At 60.9% G+C, this 16295-nt stretch carries 13 protein-coding genes; 2 read left to right on the top strand and 11 right to left on the bottom strand.

Annotation, left to right across the window (positions count from 1 at the left end; genetic code table 11):
- Nucleotides 1-181: 181 nt before the first annotated feature.
- From IPM16_11175 to IPM16_11135, 9 genes are all read right to left on the bottom strand, one after another.
- Nucleotides 182-1159, bottom strand: coding sequence for a c-type cytochrome (locus IPM16_11175; protein MBK9123664.1), 978 nt, complete (start codon nt 1157-1159; stop codon nt 182-184).
- A gap of 61 nt (nt 1160-1220) precedes the next feature.
- On the bottom strand, nt 1221-1967 hold the full coding sequence (locus IPM16_11170; GenBank protein MBK9123663.1) for a FixH family protein: 747 nt from the start codon (nt 1965-1967) through the stop codon (nt 1221-1223).
- Nucleotides 1964-2818, bottom strand: a complete 855-nt coding sequence (locus IPM16_11165; GenBank protein ID MBK9123662.1) for an ABC transporter permease subunit — start codon at nt 2816-2818, stop codon at nt 1964-1966. Before IPM16_11165 ends, IPM16_11170 begins: the two co-directional genes overlap by 4 nt.
- Nucleotides 2811-3695 carry an ABC transporter ATP-binding protein gene (locus IPM16_11160; protein MBK9123661.1) on the bottom strand — a complete coding sequence of 295 codons (885 nt, stop codon included), beginning with the start codon at nt 3693-3695 and terminating at the stop codon, nt 2811-2813. The genes IPM16_11165 and IPM16_11160 overlap by 8 nt, the downstream gene beginning before the upstream one ends.
- On the bottom strand, nt 3692-5143 hold the full coding sequence (gene nosD / locus IPM16_11155; GenBank protein ID MBK9123660.1) for a nitrous oxide reductase family maturation protein NosD: 1452 nt from the start codon (nt 5141-5143) through the stop codon (nt 3692-3694). The genes IPM16_11160 and nosD overlap by 4 nt, the downstream gene beginning before the upstream one ends.
- A 3-nt stretch (nt 5144-5146) precedes the next feature.
- Nucleotides 5147-5821 carry a cytochrome C gene (locus tag IPM16_11150; protein MBK9123659.1) on the bottom strand — a complete coding sequence of 225 codons (675 nt, stop codon included), beginning with the start codon at nt 5819-5821 and terminating at the stop codon, nt 5147-5149.
- A gap of 93 nt (nt 5822-5914) precedes the next feature.
- The gene (gene nosZ / locus IPM16_11145) at nt 5915-7906 is read right to left on the bottom strand and encodes a Sec-dependent nitrous-oxide reductase (protein ID MBK9123658.1); all 1992 of its coding nucleotides are present in this window, start codon (nt 7904-7906) and stop codon (nt 5915-5917) included.
- Nucleotides 7907-8053: 147 nt separating this feature from the next.
- Complete coding sequence (locus IPM16_11140) at nt 8054-8725, bottom strand: Crp/Fnr family transcriptional regulator (GenBank protein MBK9123657.1); 672 nt, start codon at nt 8723-8725, stop codon at nt 8054-8056.
- A gap of 98 nt (nt 8726-8823) precedes the next feature.
- Nucleotides 8824-9531 carry a Crp/Fnr family transcriptional regulator gene (locus IPM16_11135; protein ID MBK9123656.1) on the bottom strand — a complete coding sequence of 236 codons (708 nt, stop codon included), beginning with the start codon at nt 9529-9531 and terminating at the stop codon, nt 8824-8826.
- 214 nt (nt 9532-9745) lie between these two features.
- Here IPM16_11135 and IPM16_11130 point away from each other — a divergent pair, with 214 nt between their 5' ends.
- Nucleotides 9746-12424 (top strand): hypothetical protein, encoded by a 2679-nt coding sequence (locus IPM16_11130; protein MBK9123655.1) that lies wholly within the window; start codon nt 9746-9748, stop codon nt 12422-12424.
- Between the two features lie 184 nt (nt 12425-12608).
- The gene (locus IPM16_11125) at nt 12609-13997 is read left to right on the top strand and encodes a phosphatase PAP2 family protein (GenBank protein MBK9123654.1); all 1389 of its coding nucleotides are present in this window, start codon (nt 12609-12611) and stop codon (nt 13995-13997) included.
- A 295-nt stretch (nt 13998-14292) separates the two neighbouring features.
- On the opposite strand, the gene IPM16_11120 is transcribed toward IPM16_11125, so the two are convergent.
- Both IPM16_11120 and IPM16_11115 read right to left on the bottom strand, forming a co-directional pair.
- Complete coding sequence (locus IPM16_11120; protein ID MBK9123653.1) at nt 14293-14976, bottom strand: hypothetical protein; 684 nt, start codon at nt 14974-14976, stop codon at nt 14293-14295.
- Between the two features lie 143 nt (nt 14977-15119).
- Nucleotides 15120-16148, bottom strand: coding sequence for a LacI family DNA-binding transcriptional regulator (locus tag IPM16_11115; protein ID MBK9123652.1), 1029 nt, complete (start codon nt 16146-16148; stop codon nt 15120-15122).
- Nucleotides 16149-16295 lie beyond the last annotated feature (147 nt).

Raw genomic sequence — 16295 nt, 5'->3', positions numbered from 1 at the left:
GAAATGAGAACGTGCTCATTTCGAGCATAACACGGATTCCGAATCTGTCAAACTGCTCCACAGTCCGGCATTGAGTGGACAAAGCAGCGGAGGCCGTCGAACCGAAGGCCTCCGCTGTGGCACTGCGCGTCGCAGTACGTAGTTCGTGTATGGTAAGTAATGGAACGGTCGCTAGTTGGCGCTACTCTCCCGACGCGGCCAACGTGCGGATATACGCGATGATTCCGAGAATCTGGTCGTCGGTCAGGGCCGGGTTGCCGCCTTTGCCGGGCATATCGATACCGGTGGTGTTTTGCGGATCCCAGATCGGTCGGCCGGTCTTGATGAAGTCCAGCAGCGCCTCGTCGGTGAGGCCGGCGACGAACTCGCTGTCGACGAGGTCTTTGCCGAGGTTCGGGATACCGCGAGCATCCGGACCGTGACATGCGGCGCATACCGGGTATTGACGCTCGCCTTCGGCAACCAGCGCAGGGTCGTACGCGACGTCGGCGTTCGATACCGGAGCTGCGCCGGACTGGCCGCTGCTCTCCGCGGTCAGCGTGCGGATGTAGGCCACGATCGCGTGAATGTCGTCACTCGTCAGCGTGGGATTACCGCCCTTGCCGGGCATGTCGATACCGGTTGTGTTTTGAGGGTCCCAGATCGGCCGGCCGGTGATGATGAACTGCACGAGCGCGTCGTCGGTCTGGGCCGCGACAAACTCGCTGTCGATCAGGTCTTTGCCAAGGTTCGGAATGCCGCGCGCGTCGGGGCCGTGGCATGCGGCGCACGAGACGAACAGCATTTCGCCGCGAGACACGACTGCCGGATCGTAATTTGTGGTCGATCCGCCGCCTGAATCAGTTGCCGGCGTTTCGCTCGGGGGAACGGGCGTATTGCTCGGCAGCGGTGTGCGCGAAGGCGTCAGTGTTGCGGTGGGCAGTGGCGTTTCGGTCGGGGTCGACGTCGCAGTAGCCGTTGGCAACGGTGTCTCGGTCGGCGTCGCGGTGATCGTCGGGGTGGGCGACTTGTCGCCCGGGCGTGGCAGCGACGCCACCGGAATGCCCGCCGACTCCTGCGCGATCATCATAATGATGACGATGAACAGGACCACCATGATCGCGCCCGCGGCGTGCCCGTACTGATTGACTTGGTTGCTGCTGTCGTTCTGTTGAGACATGATTACGCTCTCCGTTGTCGCGTGTTACGTGCCTGCTTCGCAATTACAGGCGGCGCCCGATTTACTCAATGACGACTTGCTGGTCGAAAACGCGCTCGCCAATGCGCCCGTCGGGCAAGGTGACGTGCACCGTGACCTGCCAGTCGCCCACCATCGTCCACTGAATCGGGACGACGTAATGCCCGTCGTCGTGGTGCGACCCCTCGCCGGTCGACGGCATCATGCCGTGATGCGCCATATCGCCGCGCACCGACACGGTGGCATCGGTTATTGGCGCGCCGGCGTGGTCGGTCACAACAATCGTCACCGTCGAATCGCCGAGAAGGGCGGGGTTGTTGTCGGGTTGATAGGCGATCGTGACGGCGCTGCCATCCGTCGAGGACGTGCTTTGCCGGTTGATGACGCTCTCGCTGGAAATCGCCTCAACAAAGAATTCGAAAGTCTGCGAGGTTTCCGAGCCGTCCGACAGCTTGGCCGTGACGGTGACGATCCAGCCACCGCCCATCGTCCATGCGAACGGCACGCGGTACTCGCCGTGATTGCCTGAGCTGGCCTCGCCGTCGATAGGCTCCATGCCTTCGTGATCCATGTCGCCATGGGCGCGGACCGATGCGCCGTCAACCGGCGCGCCGGTCGCGTCCGTAAGCGTGACGACGAGGGTGGTTTCACCGACGGCCAGTTGTTCCGGTTCCGCCCGCACGGCGACATCGATGTCGACCGCCGCGCCGGATGAACCGTTCGACTGCCCGCATGCAGCGAGCGCGATCGTCAGCGCAGCGGCACAGAGTACGGTGATCGGCGTCTTCATCGGGTGCTCGCTTTCATAACAAACCGTTCCTGTCGGCCGAAAAAGCGCACAGCGGCAGCCAGCGGAATGACAACCCAAGCCAGCAATCCGGCGACCAGCAGCGGAAGCAGCAGCGCGCCGAATTGGTTTGTTGCGTAGAGACCCGCCGGGCCGAGCACTTCGAGGTTGGCCTGAACGGACAGGATCGAGGCGATCTTGAACATCTGCAGCGGATTGAGCACGGAAACGAAGAAGACGGCCTCGATCGGCAGCCGCATCGAGACGGTTGTGCCCATAATGCCGAGGTCGCCGATGAATACGAGCAGCAGCCACAGGAAGAGCGCGCCGCCAAGCGCGGTTGCTGTCTTGCGCGCCAGAATGGACATGAGGAAGCCCAGACTCAGCATCGCCAGCGCGAGCAGGTAGGCCAGCGCGACGGTGAGCAGGTAGCCACCGGCATCTTGCAGACTGAGCTGAAGCGCGAGGACGAAACCCGCGGCACCGAAGCCCAGCGTCAACGTCGCCAGCAGCGCAGACGCCATGCCGACGTACTTGCCGAGCAGGATTTCGGCGCGGTTGACGGGCTGTGCGAGCAAATAGGCCAGCGCGCCGGTCTCGCGGTCGCCGGCGATGTTCGCCGCGCCGAGTGTCAGGCCGATCAGCGGGACGAACAGCAGCACGAGGTTGATCAGGCTGGCAGCGGTGCGGCTGTAGCTCATCGCGCGAAACGTGCTGCTTCCGGGCTGCGTCAGCGTCGACAGCGTGAGCGCCAACCCGGCGAACGCGATCGTGAACACCAGAAACCAGCGGTTATGCAGGGCGTCCCGCAGTTCTTTGCGAGCTATGGCACGGACGTTGGCAAACTCAAGCATGGCTGTCTCCTTGCGGCATCAATTCGCCGTCGATCAGCTCGAAGTCCTCGACCGGGATGCTGGCCTGCTGAAGCGAGCGCAGCGGGGCGATCTTGCCGTCGGCATTGACCTGAACGTAGATGCTGGTGCCGTTGGGCATGGTGGTGAATCCGTTTTGGCCGAGGACGTTCAGCGTGTTGTCTTTGTGTTCGACCGGAACCCAAAGCCGAAGCCAGCGGTGCAGGCCGAGCTTGCTCGCCAGCTCATGCGGACGGCATTCGAGCATCAGGCGGCCTTCGGACAGGACCAGCACGCGCGTTCCGAGCGCGACCACTTCGTCAAGCCGGTGCGAGGAGAACACGATCGTCTTACCGGCATGATTGAGGCTCTGAATGGTGCGGATGAAGTCGCGCTGTGCCTTGACATCGAGATTGGCGGTCGGTTCGTCAAGCACCAGCACTGGCGGATCGGCCAGCAGCGCGACGGCCAGCGCAAGGCGCTGCTTCATGCCGCCGGACAGCATCGACACGCGTTTGCCGGCGTGTTCGCTCAACTGCACCTGTTCCAGCACCTCTGCGGCACGATGTGGATCGGCCTTCTTCAAGCGGGCGTAGAACTGCGCGGTTTCGTTGACCGTCATGTCGTAGAACGTGGCTTCCTGCGGCACGTATCCAATGGCTGCCCGCGCCGCTTTGCTGTGCCGCTGCACGTCGATATTGTTGATGGTCAGCGAACCTTCGAAGCCCTGCACGCCCAGCAGACAGCGCAGGGTCGTCGTCTTGCCGGCCCCGTTCGCGCCCCATAGTGCGACCGCTTCGCCTGCCTCAATGGTGAACGAAACGTCGTTGAGAGCGGCGACTTTGCCGTACCGCTTGGTCAGGTTGCTCGCAGTAATCATGATGCCCCGCTTTCCGGTGTCAAATGTTGCGATGTACTCACGGGGTTTCGCGTGCGGCTAGCCCCGCGCTGGATGCCGATGCCGAAGACGACTACGGCGCTGCCAAGGACGATCAGCGCGCCTGCCGCGAGGAGCAGGGCCAGTCCGTCGCTTTGGGCGGACTGCGCTGCGGCGGCGGGGATGGCGTAGTGCATGGCGGGCGCTTCGTCGATGACTTTCGGGTCGGGGCGCAGCGATGGAAACGCCGACGCGGCGAAGTCGATGGCTTGGCTGACCGGGCTGTAAAGGAACAGCCGCAGTGCAGGTTCGCCGTCGATCAGGCTTTCAAACAGCTTCTCGGCGCGAAACGGCACGTCGCCGATCCCGTCGCCGTCGCCGTCATAGCCGACGTAATTGCTCCAGAAGTTCTGCGACCATGTGTTTGCCAGCAGATTGCCGCGCCCGAGCACGCTCACCTGCTGCGTATTTTCAAGGAAGGTGTTATTCCGTACGTCGTTGCGCGCTGTCGACGGCAGCCCGGCTATGCCGATGTCGTTGTAGGCGACAAAGTTGCCGGTTACGGAGTTCGTGATTCCGTACAGCGCTGGTGAGTTATCGATATAGATGCCAGCTCGATTGCCGACGAGCAGATTGTCTTGCAGAGTGACGTAGTCCATGTCTTTGAGCGCGATGCCGTAACCGCTCGGCCCACGATTTTCCACCATGTGATTGCCGCGCATGGTGAGGTGCTGAGAGTACATGAGGTAGCTGCCGACCGAATTGCCTTCGAACGTGTTGTTCTCGACAGTGGCGTGGCTGCTGTACATGAAGTGCAGCCCATAGCGGCCATCTTGGAAGACGTTGTTTTCGATCAATATGTCTTGCGCGTACCAGATCAGGGTGTCCCGGCAGTTGATGGCCGTGTTGCCGGTGATCGTGACACGATTGCTGTACCACACCCGGATGCCGTCGCCTCGCAGGCCGAGTTCGCGGTCATAGCAGCGGACGGTGTTGCCGCGCGAGATTCCGTCGTGGCCCTCCGCGAAGTAGATGCCGAACAAGACATCTTCGACCCGGTTATCGGCCAGTGTCACCCGCGAGGCCTGCACGACGATACCGGTGTCCTCGTGGTTGACGTTCGCGCCCGAATTGCGGACTGTGAAGCCCTCGAATCGCACGTCCGGCGCCGCGATGAGGACGAGACTGCCCTCGCCATGACCATCGATCACGGGCTGATCGACGCCGCGCAGCGTGACCGACTTGTCGATGAGCAGCGGCGCGTCGAACTGACCGCCGCGCACTTCGATCACGTCGCCGTCGGAGGCAGCGGCGATCGCGGCGTCAATGGTCTCGTAAGCCGCGCCCGGAGCGACAGTTAGGACGCTGTCTGCCTGCGCGTGCGCGCCGCCGATCGTAAGCCCGAGCAGCGCGATCAGCGAGAATACGGGGGCAATCCGCTTCAACGTCATGGCTTACTGCCCCCTGCGGGTTCGCGTGTGTTCGAACCACCGGATCAGCAGTGCGCCCAGCACTAGAACGGAAGCCGTGGCAGCCATGATCCAGCCCGGGCTGACGTACGCGACGGTACGGAACTGACCGATGATGCCCTCGCCGAGGATGGTCGGCGTGAACGGCCCGATCGCGCTCGAAAGTGGAGCATACGGGTCGAGGTTCTGACCATAGTGGTTGAGCCAGTAGGCCAGATCGCCGAGGAACACTGCTGGAAACACGATCGCCGGGACAGCCAACAACCACAGCCAGCGACGGCGAACAAACGCGACGGCCGCGAGCGATACGACCATGATGATCACGCCCGGAACTGCGATGGCGCGCTCGACCGTGGCAGCGTCGTACAGCGACTTCATGCCGATGTAGTGATTCAGGCCGTCGATCTCACGCACTTCATCGAGGCGGGGATCTTCGTCGCCCGTCATGTAGTTGATGAATACGCGCATCTCCAAGCCTCCGGGGTACTGCGGTGCTTCGAGCACCAACCCCCAATAGGGGAACGCGATCGACGCGACCAGCAGTATGGCGGCGATCAGCAGCATGCCGGTCGGCAGCCATCGCACCAAACGTGACGATGCCGCCGTGGCTTGCGTACTCTGCGGGTAAACGTGTTCTTGGTTCATGGTCTGCGTAGCCATTCTCTTCTCTCTTCCCTACCGACACAGTGGTTTGCTTCCCCGGGGGGACGGGACAGGCCCCATGCGCCTGTCCCGTCCGGGGGGAGCCGCCTGTTACGGCTGGATCGTGAGGTAACCCATCATTTCGAGGTGCAGCGCCGAGCAGAACTCAGTGCAGTACCAACTGAAGACGCCCGGTTCCGTGGCTTCGAACTCGAACGTGATGGTCTCGCCCGGTTCGATGCTCAGGTTGATCCCGTAGTAGGGGATCGAGAAGCCGTGCGTGGCGTCGCGTGCGCGTTCGACGTTGGTGATCGTCCACGTCACCTTGTCGCCGGCTTGGATTTCGACGTGCTCCGGCGTGAAGTGGCTGCGGACGGCCGTCATGCGGACGGTGACCTCGTTGCCCTCGCGAGTGACGCCCTCGGTGCCTTGCGTGACCGAGTTCGGGTCGACCGACTGCGTGAGCGGGTTCCAGCCGACCTCGGGGTACACGTCCCACGGCGCCAGCTTGTCCGCCTTAATGATCTGCGCGTAGTGCGGTTCGCCGGCTGTGATCGGCATGTCGTACAGGACTTGCAGCGTGTCGCCTTCCTGCCCGATGTCGACCAACTGGAAGTTCTGCGGCAGCAGCGGGCCGGTGCTCAGGAAGCGGTCGACCGACCACTTGTTGAGCGAGACGAGGAACTGACCGTCAGGCGAGACCGTGTCGCCTTCGGCAGCCGCGATGTGACCGACGTTGTACTGCACCGGCACCTTGCTGATCAGCGACCATCCATCCTGCGGGCGATAACCCTCGGCGCCGATGCTCCAGCGCGCCACGGCGCTGTCGAGGAACAGGCTGGTATAGGCGTAGCCGTCCGGCCCGAACTGCGTGTGCAGCGGCCCGAGGCCGACTTCGACCTGCGCTTCGAGGACGCTCTCATAGGACAGGATGGGCACGCCATATCGATCGGTTTCGGTGGTTCCGGCGGCAATGGCGTCCATGATCTTCTGGAAGCTGTAGATCGTTACGTGCGGGTCGAGCTTGCCGGACACGACGATGAAGTCGCCGCCCGGGGCGATGTCGACGCCGTGCGGGCTGCGCGGCTCCGGCGTGAAGAACAGCAGGTCGTTTTCAACGGCCGTGTCCAGCGGGATCACCTGCATGCCGGCGACTTCGACGGTATTGCCCGCCTTGTACACCGCTTCGGCAGCCTTCAGGTTGATGATGTGCATGAAGTCGGTGGTGTTGCGGCTGACGCCAGCTTCGAACGGCGGATTGCCCTTCTCGATGCCGCCTGTCGCCAATTCAGTGTTGATCGAATTGCAGAACACCCACCCGTCGGAAACCAGTTTGCCGGCATCGCACAGGTCCTGCCAGTACGGCGGCAGTTCCATCGCGAACGACTGGCTGGGATCGATCCGCCCAGCCTCGCGATCGAACTTCCAGAACGTGATCATGCCTTTGTAGCTGCTCTCGTAGTCGCTCAGCGGCGCGAAATCAGTGCCGAGCGGCTGCGCGTATTGGCCACCTTCGATGATGTACTCGGTGTTGGGGGTGACGAAGGTGCCGCCATGATCGTTAAGGAAGAGCGGGTTGTTGATGATCTGCTTGGTCTCGAAGTCGCGCAGGTCGATCACCGCCACGCGGCCATTGGCCTTGTCGTTAATGAAGACCCATTGACCGTCGTAGTCGCCGTTCGTCTCGCTCAGCGCCGGATGGTGCGTATCGGCCCAGCGGACCTGCCGCCCGTTGATGTCGCCACCGGCGAGCACCTCTTCGCCAGCCCCGAAGCCATAGCCCTGCCACGGTTCCGGCGTAAACACCGCGACGGTGCGCAGCAGGCGCATCGACGGCATACCGATCACGAACATCTGCCCGCTGTGCCCGCCAGAAGCGAACATGACATACGGGTCGAGCACGCCGCTTGGCGTGTATGTCATTACGGCGGCCCGCAGGTCTGCTTCGGTGAGGCCGCGTTCTTCCGCGATCACCTGCCAATTGGTGCTATCGCCCTGCGCGCTGGAAAGTGCGCTCGGCCCGACTGCCACCGCGAGTACGACGACCGCGAAGAGGATCGCCCCTAGTGCTACAACTCTTGAAGAAGGTATTCGACCGGACATCTCTTGAAATCTCCCTGATGATGCGGTTACGGATGCGCGCTTGTCGTACTGCCATTGCAGTACTTCCGCATCTTCATCATCAATCGAGATGTGCAAGTCAGATGTGACCCAAGTCACATGCGGGTGGCGAATTTCACAATGTGCGGACTAGCGGGCTTCCTGCTGTCCGATCAGCCGCAAGCTGTCGAGGTCGCGGATAAGGATGTGCCGGCGAGACAGGCTCACAAGACCATCGTCTTCGAAGCGTTTGAAGGTGCGATAGACGACTTCACGCGCTGTCCCGACGACATCCGCGTATTCCTGCTGCGACAGCAGTCGATCGAAGACGACGCCGCCATCCTGTGGCCGGCCTTCGACTTCGGCGCGCGCGACCAGGACCATCGCCAGCCGCGAGGTGACGTCGCGGAAGGCGAGGTCGTGGACCAGCGTGACGAACTGCTTGAGGCGTTCGGTAATCAAGCGCAAGAATGCTTCCTGGAAGTCGGGCAGCTCGTCGAGCAGCATTTGAAGATCTTCGGTTGAGATCACGAGTGCCTGCACTTGGGTGAGGGTCGTTGCGGTGTATGGACTGGTGCCGCCGGTGGGAAGCGATTCGGCACCGATACTATCGCCAGCGGAGGGCAGGGCAAGGATCTGGCAGCGATCCCGCGACTGCCGATACAGCTTAACCCGTCCAGACAGCAGCATATGTACCGGGCTGGGAGGGTCTCCCTGTCGGTAGAGTTCGATACCGGGCTCGTAATCCGCCTGCACAGCTTTTTCTGCAATCGTGCGCTGCGTGCGTGGACTTAGCTCGGCAGCGAGCTTGATATCTGACAATATCGCTCCGCTGACCATCTTGCCTGCATCGCTGTCCTGTGCTGATGTGACCTAATCGTACGGGAACACCGTGCGGTTGTAATGTGATCCAAGTCACATTACGGATGCGGTTGTGCGTCATCGCAGCTGCAAGGTGGGACCAGAGCACTGCGATTCAAGATCGTAATTCGCCCGTTTTCACTGCGGATGGCGCCATGACGTTCTAGCACATTGAGATGACGTGTCACGACCTCACGAACGGTTCCGGCAAGCGCCGCCAGCCGCTCGTGGGTGAGCTCGACGTAGGCGTCCGCGCCCTCCGCCGGGCTGGCGTAGGTCAGGAGGCAGTCGTTGATGCGGTCAGCAACGGTCCACGAGCCCAACACCTCGCTGACCTTTGCAAGGTGCTGGAGACGCTGGCTGTAAATGTGGGTGAGGGCTTTGACCAGCTTGGGATCGCGCTCGGTCAGCGACGCGACGGTATCGGCCGGGATGACGAAGAGCGTGACGTCGTCAAGGGCCTCAGCCGTTGCCGGGTTTCGATTCATGCTGAACAGCGGGCAGCTTCCGAAGCACTTGCCGCGATCCATCATACACAGCCCTTGAACACGTCCGCTCTCGGACTGCTTGATGATCTTGACGCGACCTTCCAGCACAAACCAGAGCGACCGAGACTTTTCCCCTTCGAGGAAGATGATCTGCCCGGGTGTGTAGTGGCGCGTGACGATGACTGAAGACAATGCGTTTAGATCGTCCTCAGGCAGCTTTTCGAACGCCGGAATCTGCCGGAGGTCTTGTACGGTAACCCGTGGAATGGTGTGCGGCATTCGACTTCACCTCGACAAACCTCACACCATTTTACCGCATTATGGCGAACCGTCTGCCGTCAGTGCTGTGCAGCAAACGGCAGATGCCTATGCGGCCCTCCCCGAGTCCGATTCTCACTCCCCATCCTTTAGCGGGTGTCGTCTTAGCTGTGGGCATTACAGCGACGCCATCTGTAGAGTTCAGTATAATGCAATGATCAGAGCACAGCTGGGAATGTGTAAGTACCCGTTCAAGACGGGGTTGCCGTTCCCGGCGGTTTTGAAAGGCACGGGGCCGCTTATGAGGGCAGGACCGACGACGCGCCTCAACCTCCCATCGCAGCCAACGTCGTTCCTAGGGAGAGAAGATGAGATTGCAAGAATAATCGCGCTGTTGAGAGCGCCTGACTGTCACCTGTTGACTCTGGTCGGTCCGGGCGGCATCGGGAAAACACGGCTTGCGATTGAGGTTGCCCGACGACAAGAACTTTTCGATGACGTCTATCTTGTTCTGCTCCAGCCTTTACGCTCGTTCCACGACTTAGTCACGACAATAGTCGAAATGCTTCCGCTGCAGCTCCATGGAAGCACCGACGCGCAACAGCTCGTTGAATACCTGCGCGGGCAGAAGATCCTTATGATCCTCGACAACTTCGAGCATCTACTGGATGGTGTTGGCCTTGTTACGGATGTCCTGAACGGTGCACCGCATGTCAAACTTCTGGTCACATCACGCGAGCCACTTCACCTGCAAGCCGAGTATCTGTGGCCGGTACGAGGGCTGGACACGCCGCCTGATGGTGGATTGGAGGACTTCGATCGGTACGGGGCAGTGCAGCTTTTCGTCGAACGAGCGCAGCGGGTTAAGCCGGATTTCTCGCCGCACTTGTACAAGCACGAGATTGGGCGCATCTGTCGGCTGACCGGCGGGATGCCGCTGGCGCTGGAACTGGCGGCAAGCTGGACACGGACGTTGAATCCACGGGCCATTGGTGACGAAATCCAGCGCAGTGTGGCCTTTCTATCAACCTCACAGCGCGACATGCCGGATCGTCACCGAAGTATGCGCGCCGTATTCGAACACTCGTGGCACTTGTTAGCTGAGGGTGACCAAGCACGCTTCAGCGCCCTATCGGTATTTCGTGGCGGGTTCACGATGGATGCCGCCCAGCAAGTGGCAGGTGCCACGCTGCAAGATCTTGCTGCATTGATTGACAAGTCACTCGTGCAGACCGATGACCGCGGCCGTTACGATCTTCATGATCTTCTACGACAGTTTGCGAAAGAGAAACTCGAAGCCGCAGGGGCCGACTCACGCACAAGTGAGAACCACTGCGTTTACTACGCAACTTTCATTCAGGAGCGAGTCGAGGATTTGAAGGGGCACCGACAGATCGTCGCAATCCCCGAGATCAACACCGACTTCGAGAACTTGCGAAGAGCGTGGATGTGGGCAGCAGAACACGGGCGCATGGACTATGTCGAGCAGATGATTGATGGGCTGTTCACGTATTCGCGCAACGGGCACCGCGTACTCGAATGTAATGCGCTCTTTCTGTACGCCGCAGAACGCTGCGTTCATCAGCAGGGGGAACCTCAAGAGCGTCTGTGGGGTCGCCTGCTTGCGCGGTCGGGTCGTGATAACGATCCCCGACCGCGCCTTGAAACGGCACTTACGATTGCCGACAAATACAATGACCGCGCAGAGATTGCCCTCTGTTTGTATGAAACGGCTTACGTGGCATATGCCCACCAAGAATATACAGAGGCGGTACGGTTATTTGAGCAATGCCTGTCAATCTACCGCCAACTCGGCGATGCCTATGGTACCGCACGGACACTCTTTAGCCGCGTGACATTCGACCACCAAGAAGATTGGGAACGAAAGAAAGTTCGTACTGACGAGCTTCTGCGTCTACAGCGTGAGATCGGTGATCATGTCGGAATAGGATGGTCATTGGCCCTGATGGCATTGCATGAGGGACGATTAGGGCACTTTTCGGAAGCAGAACGCCTATGGATGGAACAAGTCGAGTTTGGTCAGGAGATGGGCAATCTGGCGATGGTTGCCACAGGCTACGGCTATCTCGGTCAGAAGGTCTACTTCTTCCGAGGCGACTTCCCTCAAGCGCATGACGCCGCTGTCGAGGCCATTAGGCTCGGAACCGAAATTGGCTATCCCTCGCCAATCGGCTTGGGGCTCGCTACAACCGGCCTGCTTGCCAGCATGAACGGGGAGTATGTCGAAGGCAGAAGGCTGTGTCTGGAAGCGGTTGCCGCCACGACACATGACGACATCCAAAAGTCTGCGGCGTGGGGCTTGGCCGTCGCCTTTTGCGGGTTGGGACAGTATGAAGAGGCGCGTGCCCAGCTCTCGACTGCACTTCGGTATCTTAGCAACGTCCAAGGGGTGGTTGGGGAAATCGCCAGCTTGCCTGTTGCTTCCATCATACTCGCACATCAGGGCTATCCGATCCGCGCAGCTGAAATGTTGGCTTTAGCCCTATCACATCCAATTGCAGAGTCAAGTTGGATGAAGCAGTGGCCGCTGCTGGCACGTCTTCGGGGCGAGCTGGAACAGACCGTTGGATCGGAGGAATTTGCGGCGGCTTGGACGCGTGGCAAGCAGCTTAACTTGCATGATGTGATGATCGAAATCCGAAGGCAATTTCCCGGCCCAGACAGCGTCGCGACAAGACACGTCAGGCTATCGCTCCCTGATCCATTGTCTCCCCGCGAACTGGAAGTGCTCGCCCTCATCGCAGACGGGCTGACCAACCACGGAATCGCCAAGCGGCTCTTCATTGGGGTCAGCACGGTGAAGAAGCACATTCAGCACATCTACGCCAAGCTTGACGCGACCAATCGCACTGGCGCGGTACAGCGCGCCCGCGAGTCGTATCTCCTTCCATAATTCGCCCACTCTGGTCGAGAAATTCTCCCTTTGGGTGACTACAGTTCGCCCCATTTGCCGGTAGGCTGTCGTGCAATGCTGGTCCGGCTGCGAAAGCCTAGATCGTGAATCCGGGCAATTGTCGTCGGACAGCAGACTCGTTCAGTAGCGCGCTGCATATGGCAACCATAGGGAGATGAACGCGATGAGTGTCCGACGAACTGCACTATTGATTGGTGTTCTGGCATTGTTCCTGAGCATATCGATGGTCGCCGTACCGGCGATCGCAATGGAAGACGAGGCGCCGAACCGGCGGGTGGGCGACGCATACCCGACTTGGCTATTGGACTCGGCCGATCAACTGCGCGTGGATGCGCCGCAGGATGACGCCGCAACAGCGGACGAAATCGCCGAGCTTGCGGCCATGGCTGGCGAGCGCGACGAGGCCGCCCTACAGCAGATCACCTACTGGAATGCGGGGCCGCCGTCGTATCGCTGGAACCAGATTACGATGGGTGCGATCGGCAAGCGCGCCATTCCGGGCGCTTCGTCCAGCCGTGTTCTGACGCTCGTTCACGTCAGCATCTATGACGCGACGGTCGCAGCATGGGACAGCAAATACGCGTATAACCGTTCGCGGCCCAGTGAGGTCGACGGCAGCTTGGAGACGGTCATCCCGAACCCACCCAGTCCGTCGTATCCATCCGAGTACGCGGCGACCGCGGCGGCGGCGTCCACCGTGCTCGCGTGGCTTTTCCCGGAAGACGCCGAGTACTTCGAAACGCAGGCGCAGGCGGCGGTCAACTCTCGCCTGCTGGCCGGCGTCGAATATCCAAGCGATGTCGAGGCCGGGATGGAACTCGGCAGGCAGGTCGCCGAACTGGCCATCGCGCGTGGTCAAGCCGATGGGTCGTCCGAGCCGTGGACCGGGACCGTGCCAACCGATCCGACGGGATGGACGGGTGAGAATCCGGTTGCGCCGCAGTCAGCGCATTGGCAAACATGGGCGCTGTCCTCACCTGAGCAGTTCCGCCCAGCGCCCCCGCCCGCCTTCGACTCGGATCAACTGGCCGCTGAGATGGACGAACTGCGCAACTTCCAACGCACGCCGGTCACTACGGTCAAAGCGATGTACGCGGAATACGGGGCCGGTGCGCGCTTCAACAACAAGATCTGGAACGACACGGCCAGCCGGATGATCCTGGAAGCCCGTTGGGACAACAACGCGCCAATGGCCGCACAGGTCTACGCGCTGATGAATGTTGCCGGCTACGACGCGCAGATCGCTTGCTTCAACGCGAAATACACATACTGGGCGATTCGGCCGTTCCAGTACGACCCGACCTACACGACTGTCTTCCCAACGCCGAATCACCCGAGCTACCCCTCGGCGCACTCGTGTCACTCCATGTCGGTTGCTGCTGTATTGGCTCACTACTTCCCGGTGAACACCGAAGAAGTGATTGGCGCAGCGCATGAGGCGGGGGAGGCAAGGCTCTGGGCTGGGATCCACTTCCGCAGCGACATCGTCGCCGGTGAAGCACTCGCGCATGAGGTCGCCAATGCCGTCATCGCGCGGGGAACGGCCGAGTAAGCAGCTCCAGCGAACAAAGTGCGCCTGATAGGGCATGGTGCGCTGCACAATACCGCGAGAGGTGGCGACACACGATCGCCGCCTCTCTTGATGTATGCGCTGGCTACGCTCTGGGTGCTGCCGGCCCGGTCAGGGTACGAAGTTCGACACTTCTTCATGTCGGCTGGAGCCGAGTCGACTCACCACAACCGGCCGGCTACATACCAGTTCGTTGTGGAGCATGAGTGGCATCGGCGGTGCGGCCGGGCGCAATTTATCGGTCTTTCTGCCGTTATTGACCCGCAGACAGCAACAGTCAGCGACCCGTCAGGTCCTTGTCTTCCATTTCCCAAGCGTGATCCAACATGTGATACGCAGAGTGCCGGATCAGAAACCGGAGCGGCCATTTCGCCACCTTGCCGGCCAACTTGCCTTGCGCGTGGTACTCGCGAATCGCACTGCAGTAGTCTTCGCGATACGCTTTCAGCGCTTCGTCGGTCAATATCTCATCATCCTCGGGGATAGAGATGCCGACCTTGGTCGCCCAATCCTGCTCTGCGCGAAGGGTATGACGGACGATCCGGTCACGGTTGCGCCCGCCTCCGCGTGGCCCTGCTTGCAGTTCGGCCGACACGCGCGATCGCACGTCGTCGAAGAACGCCCAGCAGGCCTGCAGCAAGGCGAGTTCGCGTTCCAATTCGCTGTTCGACATGGCCTGAGTGTCGAACTTGGAGAACGCAAACGAAATGCCCCAGAAGTCGGTCGATGGGGTACCCACGTAGGTGTCCACAACCTCAATGTCGGTGGCCGCTGCAAACTCGTTGCTCATCCCGGCTAGCTTCGCCACTTTGGCATAACGTGGACGATAGGATTGCAGCCTTTCAAGCGCGTATTTCTCAGTCTTTCCGCCGCGTTCAAGACCAGGCCAATCGGGCGCCATAGCCACGACTCTCTTGCCTTTGGGTCCGGTCTCGAGTGCCACACGAAGGGAATTAGCCATGCTCGTCCTCAGGTTGTCAGCAGGTCAATTCTGTGACGGCCGTGTCGCCTATCTCGCCATCTTACCACTGAAACCGTTCGACCGACGGCGTATGGTGGGGCAGCCGACTTGTCAGGTTGTCGCGCAGTTGGGGCAGCTTGTGCCTAGGAAGCGGGAGGCGCGCACGACCGCCGGACGGTGAGGGTCGGCCCAATCAGCACGTGCGATTCGTCCATAGCGAGATCATCGTCATTCATCAAGGCTGTGAGCAGCTCGAGCGCTGCACTCGCCATGGTTCGTACGGGTTGCCGGATGGTCGTCAGCGGGGGGAATGTGCTCGCGCCTTCCTCAATGTCGTCAAAGCCGATGATCGAGACTGCGTCCGGAACCCGCCATCCTACACTCCAGGCCCCTGCTATCGCGCCGACTGCAAGCAAGTCGGTCGCACACACGATCGCCGTAGGCGGTTCGGGAAGCCTGAGCAATGCGAGCGCCGCATGGTTTCCTTGTTCGCGGCCGTTGGCACACGATCGCACGTAGTCCGGATGCCAGACGAAGTCGTGACTAGCGACGTACTCCTGATATGCGACGAAGCGGCTGTGAATACCCACGCGCTCCAACGTGCCGACGAACGCGACACGACGGTGACCGAGCCGGGCAAGGTAATCCATGGCCTGGCGAATTCCGGTCGAGTCATCAATGTTGACGAACGCACCGTCGCCGTTGATGCCGCGGGCGATGCTGACGTACGGTGTATCCGACTCGTTCAGACGGGCGATGATTTCCTGATCGCCGGCCATGTCGCCGATCAAGAGCACACCCTCGAACCAATTCGTCATCACGGCAAGCTGGCGTTCGGCGATGTCGAGATCGTCCTGAGCGTGCCCCAGCAGCAGCTCGAAGCCAGCATGACGTGCGACCTGCTGAAGTTCACGCGTGAGCAGACCGAAGAACGGGTCGTTGATGTCGCGGACGATTGCGCCGATGACGCCGGTGCGCTGCGTGCGTAATGCCGAGGCAAACAGGTTTGGCCGGTAGCCCAGCCGCTGCACGGCCTCGAGCACCTGCTGGCGTGTCGATTCACTGATCTTGACGTCGCTGCCGCGCTGATTCAAGACTCTGCTGACCGTGCCGGGCGAGACGCCCGCCGCCTGTGCGACATCCGAAATCGTGACGGTTTTGCGTTGAGACATATTCGTTGGGCTTATTGAATCGGTTGCATTCGATTATAGGCATGTCCCCGGACCGTCGTCAACCGCGCCCGATCTGGCGATCTTTTGAGCGAGAGTAGTTGACAAGTCGCATGGCGCGGGCTATTCTCGATAGCAGGTAATGCAAAC

This window comes from Candidatus Flexicrinis affinis, assembly GCA_016716525.1.
GTDB classification, from domain to species: Bacteria; Chloroflexota; Anaerolineae; order Aggregatilineales; family Phototrophicaceae; genus Flexicrinis; species Flexicrinis affinis.
Note: the sequence above shows the minus strand (reverse complement) of the source record. Positions and strands in the feature narration are given on the sequence as shown.

Excerpts from the sequence above, each read along its gene's own strand:
- IPM16_11125 (MBK9123654.1), top strand. The coding sequence starts at position 12,609 with ATGAGTGTCCGACGAACTGCACTATTGATTGGTGTTCTGGCATTGTTC.
- IPM16_11120 (MBK9123653.1), bottom strand. The coding sequence starts at position 14,976 with ATGGCTAATTCCCTTCGTGTGGCACTCGAGACCGGACCCAAAGGCAAG.
- nosZ (MBK9123658.1), bottom strand. The coding sequence starts at position 7,906 with ATGTCCGGTCGAATACCTTCTTCAAGAGTTGTAGCACTAGGGGCGATC.
- IPM16_11160 (MBK9123661.1), bottom strand. The coding sequence starts at position 3,695 with ATGATTACTGCGAGCAACCTGACCAAGCGGTACGGCAAAGTCGCCGCT.
- nosD (MBK9123660.1), bottom strand. The coding sequence starts at position 5,143 with ATGACGTTGAAGCGGATTGCCCCCGTATTCTCGCTGATCGCGCTGCTC.
- IPM16_11170 (MBK9123663.1), bottom strand. The coding sequence starts at position 1,967 with ATGAAGACGCCGATCACCGTACTCTGTGCCGCTGCGCTGACGATCGCG.
- IPM16_11115 (MBK9123652.1), bottom strand. The coding sequence starts at position 16,148 with ATGTCTCAACGCAAAACCGTCACGATTTCGGATGTCGCACAGGCGGCG.
- IPM16_11175 (MBK9123664.1), bottom strand. The coding sequence starts at position 1,159 with ATGTCTCAACAGAACGACAGCAGCAACCAAGTCAATCAGTACGGGCAC.
- IPM16_11135 (MBK9123656.1), bottom strand. The coding sequence starts at position 9,531 with ATGCCGCACACCATTCCACGGGTTACCGTACAAGACCTCCGGCAGATT.
- IPM16_11165 (MBK9123662.1), bottom strand. The coding sequence starts at position 2,818 with ATGCTTGAGTTTGCCAACGTCCGTGCCATAGCTCGCAAAGAACTGCGG.
- IPM16_11150 (MBK9123659.1), bottom strand. The coding sequence starts at position 5,821 with ATGGCTACGCAGACCATGAACCAAGAACACGTTTACCCGCAGAGTACG.
- IPM16_11130 (MBK9123655.1), top strand. The coding sequence starts at position 9,746 with ATGTGTAAGTACCCGTTCAAGACGGGGTTGCCGTTCCCGGCGGTTTTG.